Source organism: Streptomyces hoynatensis (assembly GCF_003626535.1).
Classification (GTDB): domain Bacteria; phylum Actinomycetota; class Actinomycetes; order Streptomycetales; family Streptomycetaceae; genus Streptomyces; species Streptomyces hoynatensis.
In genome coordinates, this window is record NZ_RBAL01000008.1 from 216,052 (window position 1) to 232,838 (window position 16,787).

Here is a 16,787-nt window from a genome sequence, read left to right on the forward strand (position 1 = left end):
CTTCCCCCTGTGCGCCCCGGGCCGCGGGCCTCAGCCCACGGGCTCGCCAGGACCCTGCGGCCCGGCCTCCTCCCGTGCCCCGGCCGGATCTTCCGGCGCGCCCGGCACCGCGGGCTCGCCGGGCGGCGGGGCCGTGGTGCCGCGGCCGACGAAGCCGAGGGCGGGCGACCAGCGCCGCGCGGCCTCGCCCTCGTCGATCAGTTCGAGGGCCGACTGGGCCACCGACATGCCGTACTGGTACGTGTCGCCGCGCATCGCGGACAGCGCCGGGGTGGTCAGCTGGCACATCGTGGAGTCGTCCCAGGCGAGCAGCGAGAGCTCGCCCGGCACCTCGACCCGCAGCTCCTTGGCCGTGCCGAGCCCGGCCACGGCCATGACGTCGTTGTCGTAGACGATCGCCGTGGGCCGCGGCGTCCTGCCGAGCAGTTCCGCGGTCGCCCGCGCGCCCGACTCGGCCGAGTAGTCGCCTTCCACCAGCATCGGCTCGATCCCGGCCTCCCGGCAGCTGTCGAGCAGCGCCTTGGTCCTCGTCCTGGTGTGCACCAGCTCCGCGGGCCCGGTGACCCGGGCGATGCGGCGGTGGCCGAGGGCGTACAGCCGCGAGAAGGCCTCACGCACCGGCTGGTAGTCGTCGGTCGGCACCGCCGCGGTGCCCGGCTGGTCGCCCTGCCAGGCGCCGGCGACGACGGTGGGCAGGCCCAGCTCGCGCAGCACCGCGGGACGGCGGTCGTCCGCGGTCAGGTTGACCACGACGACCGCGTCCACCAGGGCGCGGCCCGCCCAGCGCCGGTAGGTGGCGATCTCCTCCTCGTGGGTGGTGACCACGTGGAAGAGGACGGAGAGGCCGCGCTCGGCCAGCCGTTCCTCCATCCCGGCGATGAACTCCGCGAAGAAGGGCTCGACGCCGAGCAGTCTGGCCGGCCTGGCGAGCACCAGGCCGACGGCTTCGGAAAGGCTCACCCCTCACGCTCGCACCGGTGGCGTCAGCGAGTTGACGCTGCGGAGCACCAGCGGCGCGGTGAACTCCGCGGGGTCGACCTCGGCCGCGGTCCGCACGGTGAAGGAGCGGGTCTCGCCCGGCAGCAGCGTCACCAGCATCTCGTCCACCGTGGCGTCGGGCGCCACCCGGTCGGCCAGCACCGCCACGTCCCTGGCGAGGGAGGCCGCCGTGACGTCGATCCGGTACCCGCCGGGCACGGCCTGGGCGCGGGCGCTCAGCGCGTCCCGGTCGTAGGCGAGTTCGCGGTCCTCGGCGAACAGGTGGACGGTGCGCACCTCCCCGGCCGTGGCGACGAGGAACTCCCGGGCCGGGTCGCCCGGCTTGAGCAGCGAGTCCGTCAGGTCGAGCCCGGCCACCGAGCGCGGCGCCACCTCCAGGGCCAGCGCGGTGCTCTCCAGCCACTCGCCGCCGAAGGTCACCCGCTGCACCTCGACCTGCCCGTTCCAGGGGGCGTCGGTGTCGTTGACGGCGATCAGGGTGGGCCGCCCGTCGCGCGGCTGCACCGTCAGCAGGCGCGGCGCGTAGGCGTGCCGCAGCCCGTACCACAGCGGCTTGGGCCGCTCCTCGCCGTCCACCGCGGCCCAGGAGGTCACCGGCCAGCAGTCGTTGAGCTGCCACACCAGGGTGCCGGCGGTCCGCGGCCACCAGGAGCGGAAGTGCTCGATGCCGTAGGCCACCGCGCGGGCCTGGTTGAGCTGGGTCGCCCAGTGCCACTCGGCGAAGTGCCCGGGCTCTGCCGGGTCGGGCAGGTCGGGCAGGTGCGGGGCGAGGCCGCGGTCGAGCTTGCCGTTGCCGTCCTCCGCCTTCTGGTGCAGCAGGAAGGCCGGGGAGGTGGGGGTCAGCGGCTCGTCGTGCACCCAGTCGGTGAGCGTCGCCCAGGTGGGCGGGCCCTGGAAGCCGAACTCGGAGCAGAACCGCGGCACGTGGTTGCGGTAGGTCGTGTAGTCGAGGCGGTTCCACACCTCCCACTCGTGCCGGGTGCCGTGGTCCTGGTCGTTGGGGTGCTTGTCCTGGGGCGAGAACCGCGGGCTGTACGGGCTGCCGTCCGCGTAGGCGCGGGTGGGGTCGAGTTCGGCGACGATGCGGGGGAAGAGCTCGGTGTAGTAGCGCAGGCCCCAGGTGCGGCCCTCCAGCTGCTGCTGCCAGCCCCAGTCCATGAAGCCCCACAGGTTCTCGTTGCCGCCGTTCCACAGCGCAAGCGAGGGGTGGGAGGTCAGCCGCGCGACGTTCTCCCTGGCCTCGGCCTCGAACTCGCTCCACAGCGGCTCCTCCTCCGGGTAGGCGGAGCAGGCCAGCAGGAAGTCCTGCCAGACGAGGATGCCGCGCTCGTCGCAGACGTCGTAGAAGTCCTCGGTCTCGTAGATGCCGCCGCCCCACACCCGCAGCATGTTCATGTGGGCCGCGACGGCCTGGTCCACCCGGCGCTCCAGGCGCTCGCGGGTGATGCGGGTGAGGAAGTGGTCGTCGGGGATCCAGTTGGCGCCCTTGGCGAAGATCCTGGTGCCGTTGACGACGAAGGTGAAGGGGGTGCCGATCTCGTCCGGGGTGGTGTCGACGGTGACGGTGCGGAACCCGATGCGGCGCTCTGCCGTGTCGAGGACGGCGTCCGGCCGGTCGCCGACCGGGCCCGACAGCTCGACGCGCAGGTCGTACAGCGGCTGCTCGCCGTAGCCCGCGGGCCACCACAGGCGGGCGGCGGGCACCTCGACCGTGACGACCCCGCTCGTCGCGTCCGCCGGGATGACCGCGGTGGCGCGGTGGCCGTCCACGGTGGCGGTGAGGGTCAGTTCGGTGGCGGCTTCGAGTCCCGAGCGCTCCACCTCGGCGTGCACCTCGGCGCGCCCGGTGCCGTCCTCGGCGACCGTGACCAGGGGGCGGACCTGCGCGAGGCGCGCGGTGCGCCAGCGCTCCAGCCTGACGGGCTTCCAGATGCCGGCGGTCTGCAGGTCGGGGCCCCAGTCCCAGCCGAAGCTGCAGGCCATCTTGCGGACCATGTTCAGCGGGTGGGAGTAGGCGCCGGGGCGGTGGCCGAGCCGGTCCCTGATCTCCTCGGCGTACTCGAGCGCGGACCTGAAGGTGACGACCAGTTCGGCCGGGTTGCCGTCCAGCAGGTCGCGGACGTCGAAGCGGTAGGAGCGGTGCATGTTGGCGGTGCTGCCCAGCACCCGGCCCGCCAGCTCGACGGTGGCCACGGTGTCCAGGCCGTCGAAGGCCAGGTCGACGCGTTCGCCCGGCTCCGCGGCCGGGGCCTGGACGGTGGTGGCGTAGCGCCAGTCGGTGCGGTGGGCCCAGACCAGCTCCTCCTCGACGCGGTCGAGGTAGGGGTCGGGGATCAGCCCGGCCGCCAGCAGGTCCACATGCGCGCTGCCCGGCACCTGGGCAGGCACGGTGCGGCCCTTGATGTGCTCGGGTACCGGCCCGTCGGCCGCCGTCAGGTGCCAACCGTCGTGCAAGGCGTGGCGGATCATCGTTGAACACTCCCATGGGAAAAATTCCGGCCTCGGACCGGGAAGAGATTCTTATGCAGCCGAATAAAGTAAGTCAACACATGCTCGGAAGGGCGGCGGGGCCGCCCCGGCCGGCATGCGGAACAGTGAGAACGGCACCACCTCCGCGGCTCCCCGCGGCATCGAATGCACCATCGAACGCGTAAGGACATCGACCCCCCGTGACACCCCCTTCTTCGGCGGGCACCCCCGCCCCCCAGCCTTCTGCCCCCGCCGGGTCCGGCCTTATCCACCTGCGCCGGGCCGGCGTCAGCCTGCTCCTCGACGTCTCGGGAGGCACGCTGCCCCGGGTCGTGCACTGGGGCGCCGACCTCGGTGCCCTCGGCGAGGAGCAGCTGACGGCCTTCCGGCTGGCCCAGCGCCCGCAGCCCATCGGCTTCTCCGTGGACGGCCCCGTGGAGGTCGCCGTGCTGCCCGAGCAGTCCGCCGGCTGGCTCGGCACCCCGGGCCTGGTGGGCAACCGGGGCGGTGCCGACTTCTCCACCGCCTTCCGCGTCGAGCGCGTCGAGACCGGGGAGGGCCGGGTCGCCATAACGGCGGCCGACCCCACCGCCGCCCTCGGCCTCGCGCTGACCGTGGAGCTGACCCCCGCCGGACTGGTGCGGCAGCGCGCCACCCTTACCAACACCGGGGACAGCCCCTTCGCCCTCGACGCGCTCCACCTGACCCTGCCGGTGCCGGCCGAGGCCACGGAACTGCTCGACTTCACCGGCCACCACCTGCGGGAGCGGGCCCCGCAGCGCACGGCGTTCACGCAGGGCCTGCGCGTGCGGGAGAACCGCACCGGCCGCACCGGGTTCGACGCGGCCTACCTGCTCGCCGCGAGCACCGAGGGCTTCGGCAACCGCTCGGGCGAGGTGTGGGCCCTGCACACCGCCTGGTCGGGCAACCACAGGACCTTCGCCGAGCGCACCTTCCACTCGATCTCCCTGCTGGGGTCCGGCGAACTCCTGCTCTCCGGCGAGGTCGTCCTGGAACCCGGCTCCTCCTACACCTCGCCCTGGAGCTACGCCTCCTGGGGGCGCGGGCTCGACGAGGTCTCCGAGCGCTTCCACCGCCACCTGCGCGCCCGCGGGAACCACCCGAAGACGCCGCGCCCCGTCGTCGTCAACACCTGGGAGGCGGTCTACTTCGACCACGACCTGGAGCGGCTGCGCCGGCTCGCCGACGCCGCCGCCCAGGTGGGCGCCGAGCGGTTCGTGCTGGACGACGGCTGGTTCGGCGCGCGCCGCGACGACCGCAGGGCCCTGGGCGACTGGTACGTCTCCGACGAGGTGTGGCCCGAGGGGCTCGGCCCGCTGATCCGTCACGTCACGGGGCTCGGCATGCAGTTCGGGCTCTGGGTGGAGCCCGAGATGATCAACGAGGACTCCGACCTGGCCCGCGCCCACCCCGACTGGATCATGGCCACCGGCGGCAGGCTGCCCGGCCGGGCCCGCTCGCAGCAGGTCCTCGACCTCGCCAGGCCCGAGGCGTTCGCATACATCCTGGAGCGCCTGGACGACCTGCTGACCACCTACCCCATCTCCTACCTCAAGTGGGACCACAACCGGGACCTCGTGGAGGCCGGGCACCAGCCCGCGGGACGGGCCGGGGTGCACGACCAGACGCTGGCCGTCTACCGCCTGCTCGACGCATTGCGCGCCAGGCACCCCGGGGTGGAGATCGAGTCCTGCTCCTCGGGCGGCGGCCGGGTCGACCTGGAGATCCTGGAGCGCACCGACCGGGTGTGGGTGTCCGACTGCATCGACGCCCTGGAGCGGCAGCGCATCCAGCGCTGGACCAACGCCCTGATTCCCCTGGAGCTCATGGGCACGCACGTCGGCGCGGGCCTCGCCCACACCACCGACCGCCGCCACCCGCTCGACTTCAGGGCGGGCACCGCGCTCTTCGGCCACTTCGGCATCGAGTGGGACCTGACCAAGGCCGAGCCGCTCGACCTGCTGCGGCTGCGGGAGTGGGTCGACCTCTACAAGGAGCTGCGCGGGCTGCTGCACACCGGCCGCTCGGTGCACGCCGACCACCCCGACCCCGCGCTCGAACTGGGCGGCGTGGTGGCGCAGGACGGCTCCGAGGCCGTCTACGCCCTCGTCGCCCATGGGACCTCCGCGCTCTACCCGCCCGGGCCCGTGCGGCTGCCCGGGCTGCTGCCCGGCGCCGTGTACCACGTGCGCCCGCAGGCGCCGGGCGACCACCCCGACGGCAATGCGCACCGCTGGGGCGTGCCGCTGCCCTGGTGGACCGAGGAGGGAGTGCGGCTGACCGGCCGCGCCCTGGAGAGTGCCGGCGTCCAGGCCCCGGTGCTCTTCCCCGAGCGGCTGGTCCTGCTGCGCGCCACCCGCGTGGACGCGGGCTGAGACCGGGCGGCACCCCGGGGCGCGTCCCCCGGGGTGCCGCCGCCTCATCGCCGGCGCAGCCTGACGACCCTGGCGGTGGCCTCCGGCCCCGCCCCGGGAACGGCCAGGCGCAGGACGCCGGACTCGGGCCGCCAGGTCAGCGACCACTCGGCGGCGCCGTGCCCGGGACCGGGGAAGAGCACCTCGGGTTCCACGTCCGCCCCCCGCAGGTGCGGCATCGGCACCTCGATCTCGGGGGCGGCGCCGGGTCTGCGCCACAGGGTGAGCAGGCTGTCGCCCGCCGGGTCCTGCGGCGTGAGGCCCATCGCCACCCAAGGCCCCGGCGTGCCGGTCAGGCCGAGCGGCCAGCAGGGCAGGCCCGCGGCGATCTCCGGGCGCAGGGCCTTGTGCACCGCCACCGCCTCGCGCACCAGGGCCAGTTGGCCGGGCGTCATCCGGTTCAGGTAGCCGGACAGGTACAGGCGGCCCAGGATGCCGGTGGCCAGGGTGAAGGCCGAGCCCTCCACCGTCATCTCCGGCTGCGTGTAGGCCCAGTTGCCCGCCTGCTCGGGAAGCACCGAGGCCGGCGCGGCGGCCGCGATCGGCGGGTAGAGCAGCGGGTTCTGCTGGTCGGAGGTCGACTGCAGGTGCAGCCGGGAGAGCATGGCGTAGTCCATGCGCATCGCGCCCGAGGCGCAGTTCTCGATCAGCAGGTCCGGGTGGCGGCGCAGCAGGGCGTCGAGCCAGGCGAGGTGGGCCCGGTTGTGGCCGAGCAGGCCCTCGCCCGGGGCGAGCCCGCCCAGGTCGGTGCCCGGGCCCGGCATGATGTTGTAGTCGAACTTGAAGAAGCCGATGCCGAATTCGGCGATCAGCCGGTCCACGACCTCGTCCACGTGCGCCCGCGCGGCCGGGTGGCGCAGGTCCAGGTGGTAGCGGCCGTGCTCGACGACGCGGGAGCCGTGCCGCCGGAAGAACGCCTCCTCGGGCAGCCGCCCCGCGACGGGCGAGCGCACGCCGACCACCTCGGGCTCCAGCCAGATGCCCGGGGTCATCCCGCGGGCCGTGATGCGGTCGATCACCTCGCCGAGGCCGCCGGGGAACCTGGTGCGCGAGGGCAGCCACTCCCCCACGCTGTCCCACCACTTGCCGTCCTCGTCGTACCAGCCGGCGTCGATGCAGAAGTAGTCGGCACCCGCCTCGGCCGCGGCGTCGATCAGCGGCAGCAGCTTCTCGGTCGTGGGGTTGCCCATCAGGGTGTTCATGTAGTCGTTGAACACCACGGGCAGTGCCCTGGCGCGGCCCGCGCGCAGCGCCCTGCGCTGCCGGGTGAGGGCGCCGAACGCCTCGTCGACGCCGCCCGCGGCGACCGCAAGGGACACCGGCACGCTGGTGAAGGGCCGGCCGGGCGCGACCACGGTGCTCCACTGGTGCTCGGCGTCGGTGGGGCCGAGCAGGGCCAGGTAGGCGCCGACGCGCCGCTCCCCCACCTCCCAGTGCCAGGCGCCGTTGTGCTCGATCTGCCAGGCCAGGGCCCAGGAGTCGTCGGCCGCGACGAGGGCGCCGGTGGGCAGGCGCTCGCCGGTGGACCAGGAACTGCGCGAGGTGACCGCGAGGCGGCCGCGGGAGGCGTGGTGGTGGACGTCGGGGTCCATCTCCGCCAGCCCGGCCTCGCGCAACGGCACCCGCCGCCACCGGGACTCGGCCACCCAGTCGCTGTCGCCGAAGACGGCGTCCACGCCGTCCACCTGCCGGCCGGAGTCGGCGAGGAAGGCCCCCGTGACCGCGGAGGTGACGGCCTGGAGGCGCGCCTGGTGCCCCTCGGCGGCGTGCACCTCGGTCCAGGTCCGCACCGCGGGCACGCCCTCGGCGGCCCGGAAGACGGTGGTGACGCGCAGTCCGGTGCGCTCCTCGGCCTGCTCGACGCGCAGTTCCGCCCAGCCCCGGCCCCCCTCGGCGCCGGCCGGGCCCTGCGGGCCCTCCTGGTCCGCCGGGGAGACCGTGGCTTCCGTGTGCCCGGTGTAGCGCAGCGCGGCGCCCACGGTGGTGTCGGCGTAGCGGTGGCTGCCGGGGAACCTGCCGTGCCCGAGGACCTGGAGCTCGGCGAGCGGCGCGGCCGCCTCGTCCGCGGCCGCCGGGTCGGCGAGCGGGGGCGCGCCGGCCGGGCGCAGCGAGAGCAGGGCCGCGGGGCGGTCGCCGCCGATGCCGAGCACCAGGCGGACGCCGCCCCCGGTCCACGTCAGGTGGGAACGGGCCGCCGGGTCGTGCGGGGCGGTCCGGTCCCTCATCGGGTGTCCCCGCCCGCCGGGTTGGCGACCGCGGCGGCGATGGGCCGCGCCTTCTCGAAGGTCTGCCAGGACTTGGTGTGGTGGTCGAAGGTCCTGGTCAGGTCCTCGGGCGCGATGGCGCCCGGGCTGTCGGCCAGCGAGCGGCCGCGTTCCTCCGGGTTCGGCGCGGCGGCGGCCAGCAGCTTCGTGTAGGAGTGCTGCGGGGTGAGGATGACGTCGTCCGCGGGGCCGCGCTCGACCACGTGGCCGCGGTACATCACGAGGATCTCGTCGGAGAAGTGCCTGGCGGTGGCCAGGTCGTGCGTGATGTAGAGGACGGCGAGGTTGTCCTCGCGCTGGAGGCGGGCCAGCAGGTTGAGCACGCCGAGCCGGATCGAGACGTCGAGCATCGACACCGGCTCGTCCGCCACCACCACCTTGGCGCCGGGCGCCAGCGCGCGGGCGATCGCCACGCGCTGGCGCTGGCCGCCGGACAGCTCGTGCGGGCGGCGGGGCGCGATGGTCCCGGCCGGGGTGAGGTTCACGCGTTCGAGCAGCTGCTCCACGCGCTTCCTGGTCTCGGCCCCGCCCCTGGTCACGCCGTGCAGCCGCAGGGGCCTGGCGATGTGGTGCTCGATGGTGTGGAACGGGTTCAGCGAGGCGAACGGGTCCTGGAAGACCATCTGCACGTGGTCGCGGTACTCCCGGTTGCCGACCGGCCGCCCGTCGGGCTTGGTGGCGATGATCTGCCCGCCGGTGGGCTTCTCCAGGCGGGCGATCATCTTGGCCACCGTGGACTTGCCCGAGCCGGACTCGCCCACGAGCGCCACGGTGCGCCCCGGGGTCAGGGTGAAGGACACGTGGTCCACGGCCCGCAGCGTCGAGCTGCGCAGCCCGGACCTGATGCGGTAGTCCTTCACCAGGTCGCGGACCTCGAGTGCGGTCATCGCGGGGCTCCCTCGTCCACTTGCGCGTTCGGTTCGTTCTGTTCGCCGCGGGAGCGCGCGCTCGACTCTCCGGTGCGGACGAACGCCCCCCGCTCCCCGGTGAGGCTCGGGAAGGAGTCGAGCAGCTGCCGGGTGTAGGGGTGCTGCGGGCGCTCGTAGATCTCCCCGGCGGGCGCGTACTCGATGATCTCGCCGGCCCTCATCACCGCGATGCGGTCGCTGAGTTCGAGCAGCAGCGGCAGGTCGTGGGTGATGAAGATGACCGCGAAGCCGAGCTCGTCGCGCAGCCGGATGATCTCCCGCAGGATGCCGCGCTGGACGACCACGTCGAGCGCCGTGGTGGGCTCGTCCATGATCATCACCTGCGGGTCGAGCAGCATCGCCATGGCGATCATGACGCGCTGCCGCATGCCGCCGGAGAGCTCGTGCGGGAAGGAGTCCAGCCGCTTGGGGTCGACGCCGACCAGCCTGAGCACCTCCTCGCAACGCGCCTTGCGCTGGGCGGAGTTCATCTCCGGCTTGTGGGTGGTGAGCACGTCCTCCAGCTGCTCGCGGATGGAGATCACCGGGTTGAGCGAGTTCATCGCGCCCTGGAACACCATCGAGAGCTTGGCCCAGCGGAACCTGCGCAGGTCCTCGCGGTCGAGGGCGAGCAGGTCGATGTCCTGCCCCGACTTGTCGTGGAAGGTGACCGTGCCCGAGGACACCTCGGCCGGGGGCCGGTGCAGCCGGTTGATGGCGTAGGCCAGGGTGGTCTTGCCGCAGCCGGACTCGCCCGCGAGGCCGAGGATCTCGCCGCGGCCGAGGCTGATCGTCACGTCCTTGACCGCGTGCACCGGGTTGTCGGTCTGGTAGACCACGTTCAGCCCGCGGACGGTGAGGACCGCGTCCCGCCGGGTGACGCTCGCCGTGTCGGTGGCCGGGGGCACGTCGGCGGCACCTTCCTTCAGCTCCACGGGGGCGGGCGGCGCGACGGGCGCCTTGTCCGCCTTCTGCGTCTTGGGCATGCGCAGCTTCGGGTTGATGATCTCGTCGATGCTGAAGTTGATCAGCGAGAGACCGCAGCCGAAGAGGGCGATCACCAGGCCGGGCGGCACGAACCACCACCAGGCCTCGTTCTGCAGCGCCCAGCCGTTCTGGGCGTAGTACAGCATGGTGCCCAGGGTGTGGGAGCCGGAGGCGCCCAGGCCGAGGAAGGACAGGCCGGCCTCGGAGAGGATGGCCGCGATGATGGCGAAGACGAACTGCGAGGCGAGCAGCGGCAGCAGGTTCGGCAGGATCTCCACCGAGACGATGCGCCAGGGCCTCTCGCCGGCGACCCTGGCGGCCGCCACGTAGTCGCGGTTGCGCAGCGAGAGGGTCTGGGCGCGCAGCACGCGGGCCGAGGCGGCCCACCCGGTGACGGCGAGGACGATCGCGATCGTCCACCAGCCGCGGTCCTCCACGGGGACGAAGCCCGCGATGACGATGACCAGGGGCAGGCCGGGGATCACCAGCATCACGTTGGAGAAGAGGGAGAAGCCCTCGTCCACGTAGCCGCCGAGGTAGCCGCCGATGATGCCGAAGAAGGCGGACAGGAGGGTGGCCAGGATGCCGACGAGCAGGCCGATCTGGAGCGATCCGCGGGTGCCGTGGGCGAGTTGGGCGAAGACGTCCTGGCCGGTCTGGGTGGTGCCGAGCCAGTGGTCGCCGCTGGGCTTGGTCATGCCCATGTTGTCGATGGCGTTCGGGTCGGTGACGAACATCGGCCCGAAAATGCCGAACAGGGCGATGCCGAGGACGATGACGAGGCCGATGCCGAGCCTGGGTGACCAGCTCGGCAGCAGGGCGCGCAGGCCGCTGGCGCCGCGCCGGCCGCCCGCGGTGGCCTGGGCGGCCTCCTCGGGCATGGCGGCCCCGTCGTCCGCGCTCTCGGTGAGCGGGCTGAGATTGGTCATGGTGCCTGCTCCCTCCTCAGTTCTCGACGCGGGTGCGTGGATCGATGAAGCCGTAGAGCAGGTCGACGACCAGGTTGGCCGCGAGCACCGCGACGGTGATCACGAGGAAGATCCCCTGCATCAGGGCGTAGTCGTTGTTCTGCACGGCGTCGAGCAGCTTGGAGCCGATGCCGGGGTAGGAGAACACTTGCTCGGTGATGATCGAGCCGGAGACCACGAAGCCGAGGGAGATCGCAAAGCCGGCCACGGAGGGCAGGACCGCGTTCCTGGCCGCGTAGCGGGTCATGATCCGGCTGTTGCGCAGGCCCTTGGCCCGCGCGGTGAGGACGTAGTCCTCGGAGATGGTGGAGACCATCATGTTCCGCATGCCGAGCAGCCAGCCGCCGACCGAGGAGACCACGATCGTGAGGGCGGGCAGGGTGCCGTGGTAGATGGCGGAGCTGATGAAGTCGTAGTTCCAGCCGGTGTCCAGCGTCACGTCGTAGCCGCGGTTCAGCGGGAACCAGCCGAGGGTCGTGGAGAAGAGCAGCACGAAGATCAGGGCCAGCCAGAAGTACGGCACGGCGGACAGCAGCGTGGTGACGGGGATGAGGTTGTCCAGCCACGTCCCGCGGCGCCAGCCGACGAGCGCGCCGAGGCCCACGCCGAGCAGGAACGACAGCAGGGTGGCGATGCCGACCAGCACGATCGTCCAGGTCAGCGACTCCTGGATGACGTCACTGACCTTCGAGGGGAAGGCGCTCACGGAAACACCGAGATCGCCACGAATAAGATTGCCCAGGTAGTGGTAGTACTGATCCCACAAGGGCTCGTCGGAGTTGGTGCCGAGCATCAGCTCGAAGGCCCTGCGGGCGGAGGGGTCAACCGTGCCGCCGCGCTGCTGGAACTTGGCCAGCAGCGCGTCGACAGGGTTGCCCGGCATCATGCGAGGGATGAAGAAGTTCAGCGTCAGTGCCGCCCAGAGGGCGACGACGTAGAACCCCAGTTTCCGGGCGTAGTACCTCATGCGTGTGCTTTCACTCGCCCCTGGGGGACAGGCTCGCGAAGATCTGAGCCTGGTCCGGGCGGCTCCAGACGGCGGGGAAGGCGTACAGGTTGACGTCGGTCGGCCAGCCGTCGAACTTGTCGGCGTTGAACTCGCTGGTCGTGCCGCCCGTCATGATCGGGATGTACGGCATGTCCTCTTCGATCTGGGCCTGGATCTGGTCGTAGTAGGGCTGCCTGGCCTCGGTGTCGGCCGGGTCCATGCCCGCGATGGCCTCCAGGGCCGCGTCCACGTCGGGGTTGGAGTAACGCGACCAGTTCGGGTTGGCGTTGCCGCCGACCTCGGCCGTGGTGTTGGAGCTGAAGAAGTAGCTGTACAGGTAGTACGGGTCGGGCGAGGGGCCCTGCCACAGCGAGTCGATCAGCAGCTGGTAGTTGCCGGTCGACCTGGCGTCGCTCATCTCCTGGTTGGCGACCTGCTGGACGTTCAGCTCGATGCCGGCGTCCTTCAGCTGCTCGGTCATGGTCTGGAGCGCGGTGATGTAGTCGTTCCAGCCGGCGACGACGACGACGGAGAGGGACAGCTTCTGGCCGTCCTTGGCGTAGATGCCGTCGCTGCCGCGGGTCCAGCCGGCTTCCTCCAGGATGGACTGCGCCTGCTCGACGTCCGGGCTCATCGGGGCGGTCCGGTCGTTGAGGTCGGCCGAGAGGTAGGCCGCGTCACGCTCGGGCAGCGCGAAGCCGGGGGACATCTCGCTCGCGGTGTTCTGGAAGGCAAGCGAGTTCAGCTGGGTGCGGTCCATCGCGTAGTAGATGGCGTGGCGCACGGCCGGGTCGGTCTGCGGGCCCTCGCAGCCGAGGTCCGGGTTGGAGCAGGTGTCGAGCACCATCTGGTTCATCGGAACCGTGATGGCCTTGTAACCCGGGTAGTCGCGCTCGACGTTGGCGATGTCGGGGACCGGTCCGGTCTGCCAGTCGATCTCGCCGGCCGACAGGGCGTCGGCGGAGGCCTGGTTGCCGGAGAGCGCCACGTACTGGATGTTCTTCAGCTCGGGCTGGTCGCCCCAGTAGTTCTCGTTCGCCGTGAGGGTGAACGCCTGCGGCTTGAAGCTGCCCAGGGTGTACGGGCCGGTGCCCACCGGCTCGCTGATCTGGTCGGTCACCGGGTCCTCGATGCCCTCCCAGATGTGCTTGGGCACGATCCAGGTCTTGCCGAGCAGCTGCGGGCCGTCCATGTAGCTGGGCGCGTCGAAGGTGATCGTGACGTGGGTGTCGTCCACCACCGTCGTCTCGCCCTCGAAGCCGACCGCGTTCATGGCCTCGTTGGCCACGATCATGTCGAACGTGAACTTGACGTCGTCGGCCGAGAAGGGCTCGCCGTCCGACCACTTGACGCCGTCGCGCAGGGTGATGGACAGCTCGGTGCCGTCGTTGTTCCACTCGTAGGCCGTGCCGAGCAGCGGCTTCGGGTCGTCGGCACGCACGGTGTTGTAGAAGAACAGCGGCTCGAAGATCGAGCCCGCCCCCTCCACCGGATTCGGCGAGTACGGGTTGAATATCGCCTGGTAGTCGCCGCTCTGACCGTTATAGGCGACCAGGGTGTCGTCAGGGGTCGAGCTGCCGCCGCCCGAATCGCCGCATCCGGCGGCGAGCAGCCCGACCGCGACCGCTCCGATCGCCGCGGTGCGCGCGCGCCGCCACCTTACGTGCAGGGACATGTTCGTTCCTCTCATGGCCTGCCCCTCCTTTGGGGCATGGGCGAGGTCGCCCAGGGGTATGTGATTGTTAAGCCGCCGAATTAACAAAGTCAACCCTCCAATGACACGAACAGACAACGACCCCCACACACATGGCGGCCACGCCTGCCCGCGGACGGGTTGCCATCCGTGAACAATGGGGCACCGCGCGTCACATCGGGCACTTTGTCACTCCTTTCCCCGACGCCCCTGGCGGCGGTCTTCATAAGCCAAATAAACTAAGTGACGCGTAGCGTTACCCTTGCAACGCACAACGAAGTCGCGAACTCCCGCGAGGGAGGCGGAGGAACCAGTGAGCGGACCGGCGGGAGCGACCCCCCACGCGAGCAGTCGAGCGGCGATCCTGGATGTCATCCGCGCCGCGGGAACCATCAGCAGGGTCGGCCTCGTCCATGCCACCGGGTTCACCGGTGCGACGATCTCGACCGTGGTGCGGCGCCTGATCGACGACGGCCTCGTGCTGGAGACGGGCCGGGCCGAATCGACGGGTGGCAAACGCCGGGTACTGCTCCAGCTCAACCAGTCCTCCCGGTTCGCTGTGGGCGTGCATCTGGACCACGCGGGAATCACCTACGTGCTCACCAATCTCGGTGGTTCTGTGGTGGCCCGGATGTCACGCGCCGGTGTCGGCACCGATGATCCTCCGGTCATCGTGGCGAGAATGGCCACGGAGGTCGACGCGTTGATCGACGGGGCCGGCGTTGACCGCAGCAGGATACTTGGCCTCGGTCTGGTCGCACCCGGCCCCATGGATCAGACCAGCAGCATGCGCCTCGTGCCTCCCGCCATGCGTCACTGGGAGGACTTCCCGCTGGAGCGCGAGCTGTTGGCGGCCACCCACCTGCCCGTCGTGCTGGACAACGACGCGACCGCCGCGGCCCTCGGCGAGCACTGGTCGGGCGACGTGGGCGGGGCCTCCACCTTCGCCGCGGTCTACATGGGCACCGGCATCGGCGCGGGCCTCATGGTCAACGGGATCACCTACCGCGGCGCGAGCGGCAACGCCGGGGAGATCGGCCACATCTGCCTGGACATCGAGGGGCCCGAGTGCTGGTGCGGCGCCCGCGGCTGCACCGAGGCGCTCGCGGGCCCGGCCGCCGTGGTCGCCGCGGCGCGCGCGGACTCCGCGCTCGCCCGCGCCGCGGGACTGACCCGGGGCCCGGCCCAGACGCCGCGCCGGCTCGCCGACTTCGCCGCCGTCACGCGCGCCGCCCTGCGCGGCGAGGCCGCCGCGCGCGCCCTGCTCGAACGCTCCGCGCGCCACCTCGCGGTCGCCGCCCGCACCCTGGCCAACGTGATGGACCTGGACCACCTGGTGCTCACCGGGCCGAGCCTGGCGATCGCCGGCTCGATCTACCTCCCGGTCGTGCAGGAGGAGCTGGACCGCGCCTTCTTCTCGCGCAACACGCACTCGGTGAGCGTACGCCTGTCCAGGTCCGCCTCCACCGCCCCCGCCATCGGGGCCGCGGCCCTCGTCCTGCAGTCGGAACTGGTGCCGCTGCGCGAGGGCCTGCGGCTGCCGGACAACCTGGCGGACGCGGAGCCGAGCGGTCCGCCGGTGGTGCGCCAGGCGTACTGAGCGCCCAGCGCGCCGGGCGTATGCGAGTGCGACGCCCGCCGGCCGGGGAGTTCCGGCCCAAGGAGGCACGCGCCGTGAGCGCATGCGGCGCCTTGGTCCCCTAACGGGTTAATTCCCCGGGCGCGGCACATGACCTCCTGGGCCGCCGGGGACACATCCGTCGTCCAGCGCGAGGCCATCGCCGATGGCCGTGCCGACGAAGGGGAGCGACGGAGTGGACACCTCGGAACACGTGTGGAACTGCCCGTTCGACTTCGCCGAGGGGCTCGAATTCGACCCGTTGCTGCGGCAACTGATGACCGAGGCGCCGGTGGCCCGCGTCCGGATGTCCTACGGCTCGGGCACGGCCTGGCTGGTCACCAGGTACGAGGACGTCAGGACCGTCACGACCGACCGCAGGTTCAGCCGGGCGGCCGTGGCCGGGCGGGACTTCCCGCGGATGACGCCGGAGCCCATCGTCCAGTCCGAGTCGATCAACCTGCTCGACCCGCCGGCGAGCAACCGGCTGCGCCGCCTGGTCTCCCAGGCCTTCACCGCCCCGCGCGTGGAGGCGATGAAGGCCACCACCCAGCGGATCGTCGACGGCCTCTTCGACGAGATGACCGCGCACGGCTCGCCGGCCGACCTGGTCAAGCACCTCTCGGCCCAGCTGCCGCTGACGACGATCTGCGAGGTGCTCGACATCCCCGCCGACGACCGCACCGAGCTGCGCCGCCGCGTGGTGGCGATGGCCTCCACCACGGCCGAGACCAAGGATCTTGCCGTCCAGGCCAAGGCCGAGCTGCGGGCCTACTTCGCCGACCTCACCAGGCGGCGGCGCGCGTCGCCCGGCGAAGACCTGATCAGCTCCCTGGCCACGGCCAGGGACGGGGACGACGTGCTGGGCGCCGACGAGCTGACCGTCATGGCGATGGTGCTGCTGATGACGGGCCACGACACCAGCACCTACCAGCTGAGCAATCTCACCTACACGCTGCTGACGCACCCGAAGCAGCTCGCCCTGCTGCGCGCGCGCCCGGAGCTGCTGCCGCAGGCCGTGGAGGAGCTGCTGCGCTACATCCCGTTCCGCAAGGGGGTCGGCATCCCCCGGATCGCCACCGAGGACGTCGAACTCGGCGGGGTGACGATCAGGGCGGGCGACGCGGTGCACGTCTCCTACCTGGCGGCGAACCGGGACCCGGGCCGCTTCGAGCGTCCGGACGAGCTGGACTTCGAGCGGCCCGCCTCGCCCCACATGACGTTCGGCTGGGGCGCGCACCACTGCATCGGGGCGCCGCTGGCCCTCATGGAGATCCAGCTGGCGCTCGGCACGATGCTGCGCCGCTTCCCGGGGCTGCGGCTCGCGGTGCCGGCCGCCGAGGTGCGCTGGAACGCGGAGTCGATCTGGCGCTACCCCCACGAGCTCCCGGTCGCCTGGTGACCGGGATTCACCACTGAACAACGCGTAAGCCATCGATGCCGCGGCCCGCGCGTGCG

Annotated in this window: 10 protein-coding genes; 3 read left to right on the top strand and 7 right to left on the bottom strand. The window is 72.0% G+C overall.

Translation table 11 applies throughout. The annotated features are described in order from the left end of the window. Positions 1-30: 30 nt before the first annotated feature. Entirely contained in the window at positions 31-960 is a 930-nt protein-coding gene (locus tag D7294_RS16180) for a LacI family DNA-binding transcriptional regulator (RefSeq protein ID WP_120680243.1), read from the bottom strand. Between the two features lie 3 nt (positions 961-963). Next, entirely contained in the window at positions 964-3,468 is a 2,505-nt protein-coding gene (locus tag D7294_RS16185; protein WP_120680245.1) for a glycoside hydrolase family 2 protein, read from the bottom strand. Between the two features lie 200 nt (positions 3,469-3,668). On the opposite strand from D7294_RS16185, the gene D7294_RS16190 reads away from it, so the two are divergent. Next, the gene (locus D7294_RS16190; RefSeq protein WP_120680247.1) at positions 3,669-5,864 is read left to right on the top strand and encodes an alpha-galactosidase; all 2,196 of its coding nucleotides are present in this window, start codon (positions 3,669-3,671) and stop codon (positions 5,862-5,864) included. 44 nt (positions 5,865-5,908) lie between these two features. Here D7294_RS16190 and D7294_RS16195 read toward each other — a convergent pair whose 3' ends face one another. From D7294_RS16195 to D7294_RS16215, 5 genes are read right to left on the bottom strand one after another with little or no spacing between them, the layout of a single operon-like run. Continuing rightward, a complete protein-coding gene (locus D7294_RS16195) occupies positions 5,909-8,128 on the bottom strand; it encodes a glycoside hydrolase family 36 protein (RefSeq protein WP_120680249.1) in 2,220 nt (739 codons plus the stop codon). Beyond that, the gene (locus D7294_RS16200) at positions 8,125-9,054 is read right to left on the bottom strand and encodes an ABC transporter ATP-binding protein (RefSeq protein ID WP_120680251.1); all 930 of its coding nucleotides are present in this window, start codon (positions 9,052-9,054) and stop codon (positions 8,125-8,127) included. Before D7294_RS16200 ends, D7294_RS16195 begins: the two co-directional genes overlap by 4 nt. Then, on the bottom strand, positions 9,051-10,991 hold the full coding sequence (locus D7294_RS33220) for a dipeptide/oligopeptide/nickel ABC transporter permease/ATP-binding protein (protein WP_241562401.1): 1,941 nt from the start codon (positions 10,989-10,991) through the stop codon (positions 9,051-9,053). Before D7294_RS33220 ends, D7294_RS16200 begins: the two co-directional genes overlap by 4 nt. A gap of 16 nt (positions 10,992-11,007) precedes the next feature. Further along, on the bottom strand, positions 11,008-11,997 hold the full coding sequence (locus D7294_RS16210) for an ABC transporter permease (protein WP_120680253.1): 990 nt from the start codon (positions 11,995-11,997) through the stop codon (positions 11,008-11,010). A 10-nt stretch (positions 11,998-12,007) separates the two neighbouring features. Then, positions 12,008-13,708 carry an ABC transporter substrate-binding protein gene (locus tag D7294_RS16215; RefSeq protein WP_241562402.1) on the bottom strand — a complete coding sequence of 567 codons (1,701 nt, stop codon included), beginning with the start codon at positions 13,706-13,708 and terminating at the stop codon, positions 12,008-12,010. Between the two features lie 316 nt (positions 13,709-14,024). On the opposite strand from D7294_RS16215, the gene D7294_RS16220 reads away from it, so the two are divergent. Together D7294_RS16220 and D7294_RS16225 are read left to right on the top strand one after the other, a co-directional pair. Then, complete coding sequence (locus tag D7294_RS16220) at positions 14,025-15,311, top strand: ROK family transcriptional regulator (protein WP_120680257.1); 1,287 nt, start codon at positions 14,025-14,027, stop codon at positions 15,309-15,311. A gap of 184 nt (positions 15,312-15,495) precedes the next feature. After that, positions 15,496-16,731, top strand: a complete 1,236-nt coding sequence (locus tag D7294_RS16225; protein WP_120680259.1) for a cytochrome P450 — start codon at positions 15,496-15,498, stop codon at positions 16,729-16,731. Positions 16,732-16,787: the final 56 nt, after the last annotated feature.

What these genes read in the sequence shown, in the direction of transcription:
- D7294_RS16185 (WP_120680245.1), bottom strand. Translation starts at nt 3,468, where the DNA reads ATGATCCGCCACGCCTTGCACGACGGTTGGCACCTGACGGCGGCCGAC.
- D7294_RS16195 (WP_120680249.1), bottom strand. Translation starts at nt 8,128, where the DNA reads ATGAGGGACCGGACCGCCCCGCACGACCCGGCGGCCCGTTCCCACCTG.
- D7294_RS16200 (WP_120680251.1), bottom strand. Translation starts at nt 9,054, where the DNA reads ATGACCGCACTCGAGGTCCGCGACCTGGTGAAGGACTACCGCATCAGG.
- D7294_RS33220 (WP_241562401.1), bottom strand. Translation starts at nt 10,991, where the DNA reads ATGACCAATCTCAGCCCGCTCACCGAGAGCGCGGACGACGGGGCCGCC.
- D7294_RS16210 (WP_120680253.1), bottom strand. Translation starts at nt 11,997, where the DNA reads ATGAGGTACTACGCCCGGAAACTGGGGTTCTACGTCGTCGCCCTCTGG.
- D7294_RS16215 (WP_241562402.1), bottom strand. Translation starts at nt 13,708, where the DNA reads ATGAGAGGAACGAACATGTCCCTGCACGTAAGGTGGCGGCGCGCGCGC.
- D7294_RS16225 (WP_120680259.1), top strand. Translation starts at nt 15,496, where the DNA reads ATGGCCGTGCCGACGAAGGGGAGCGACGGAGTGGACACCTCGGAACAC.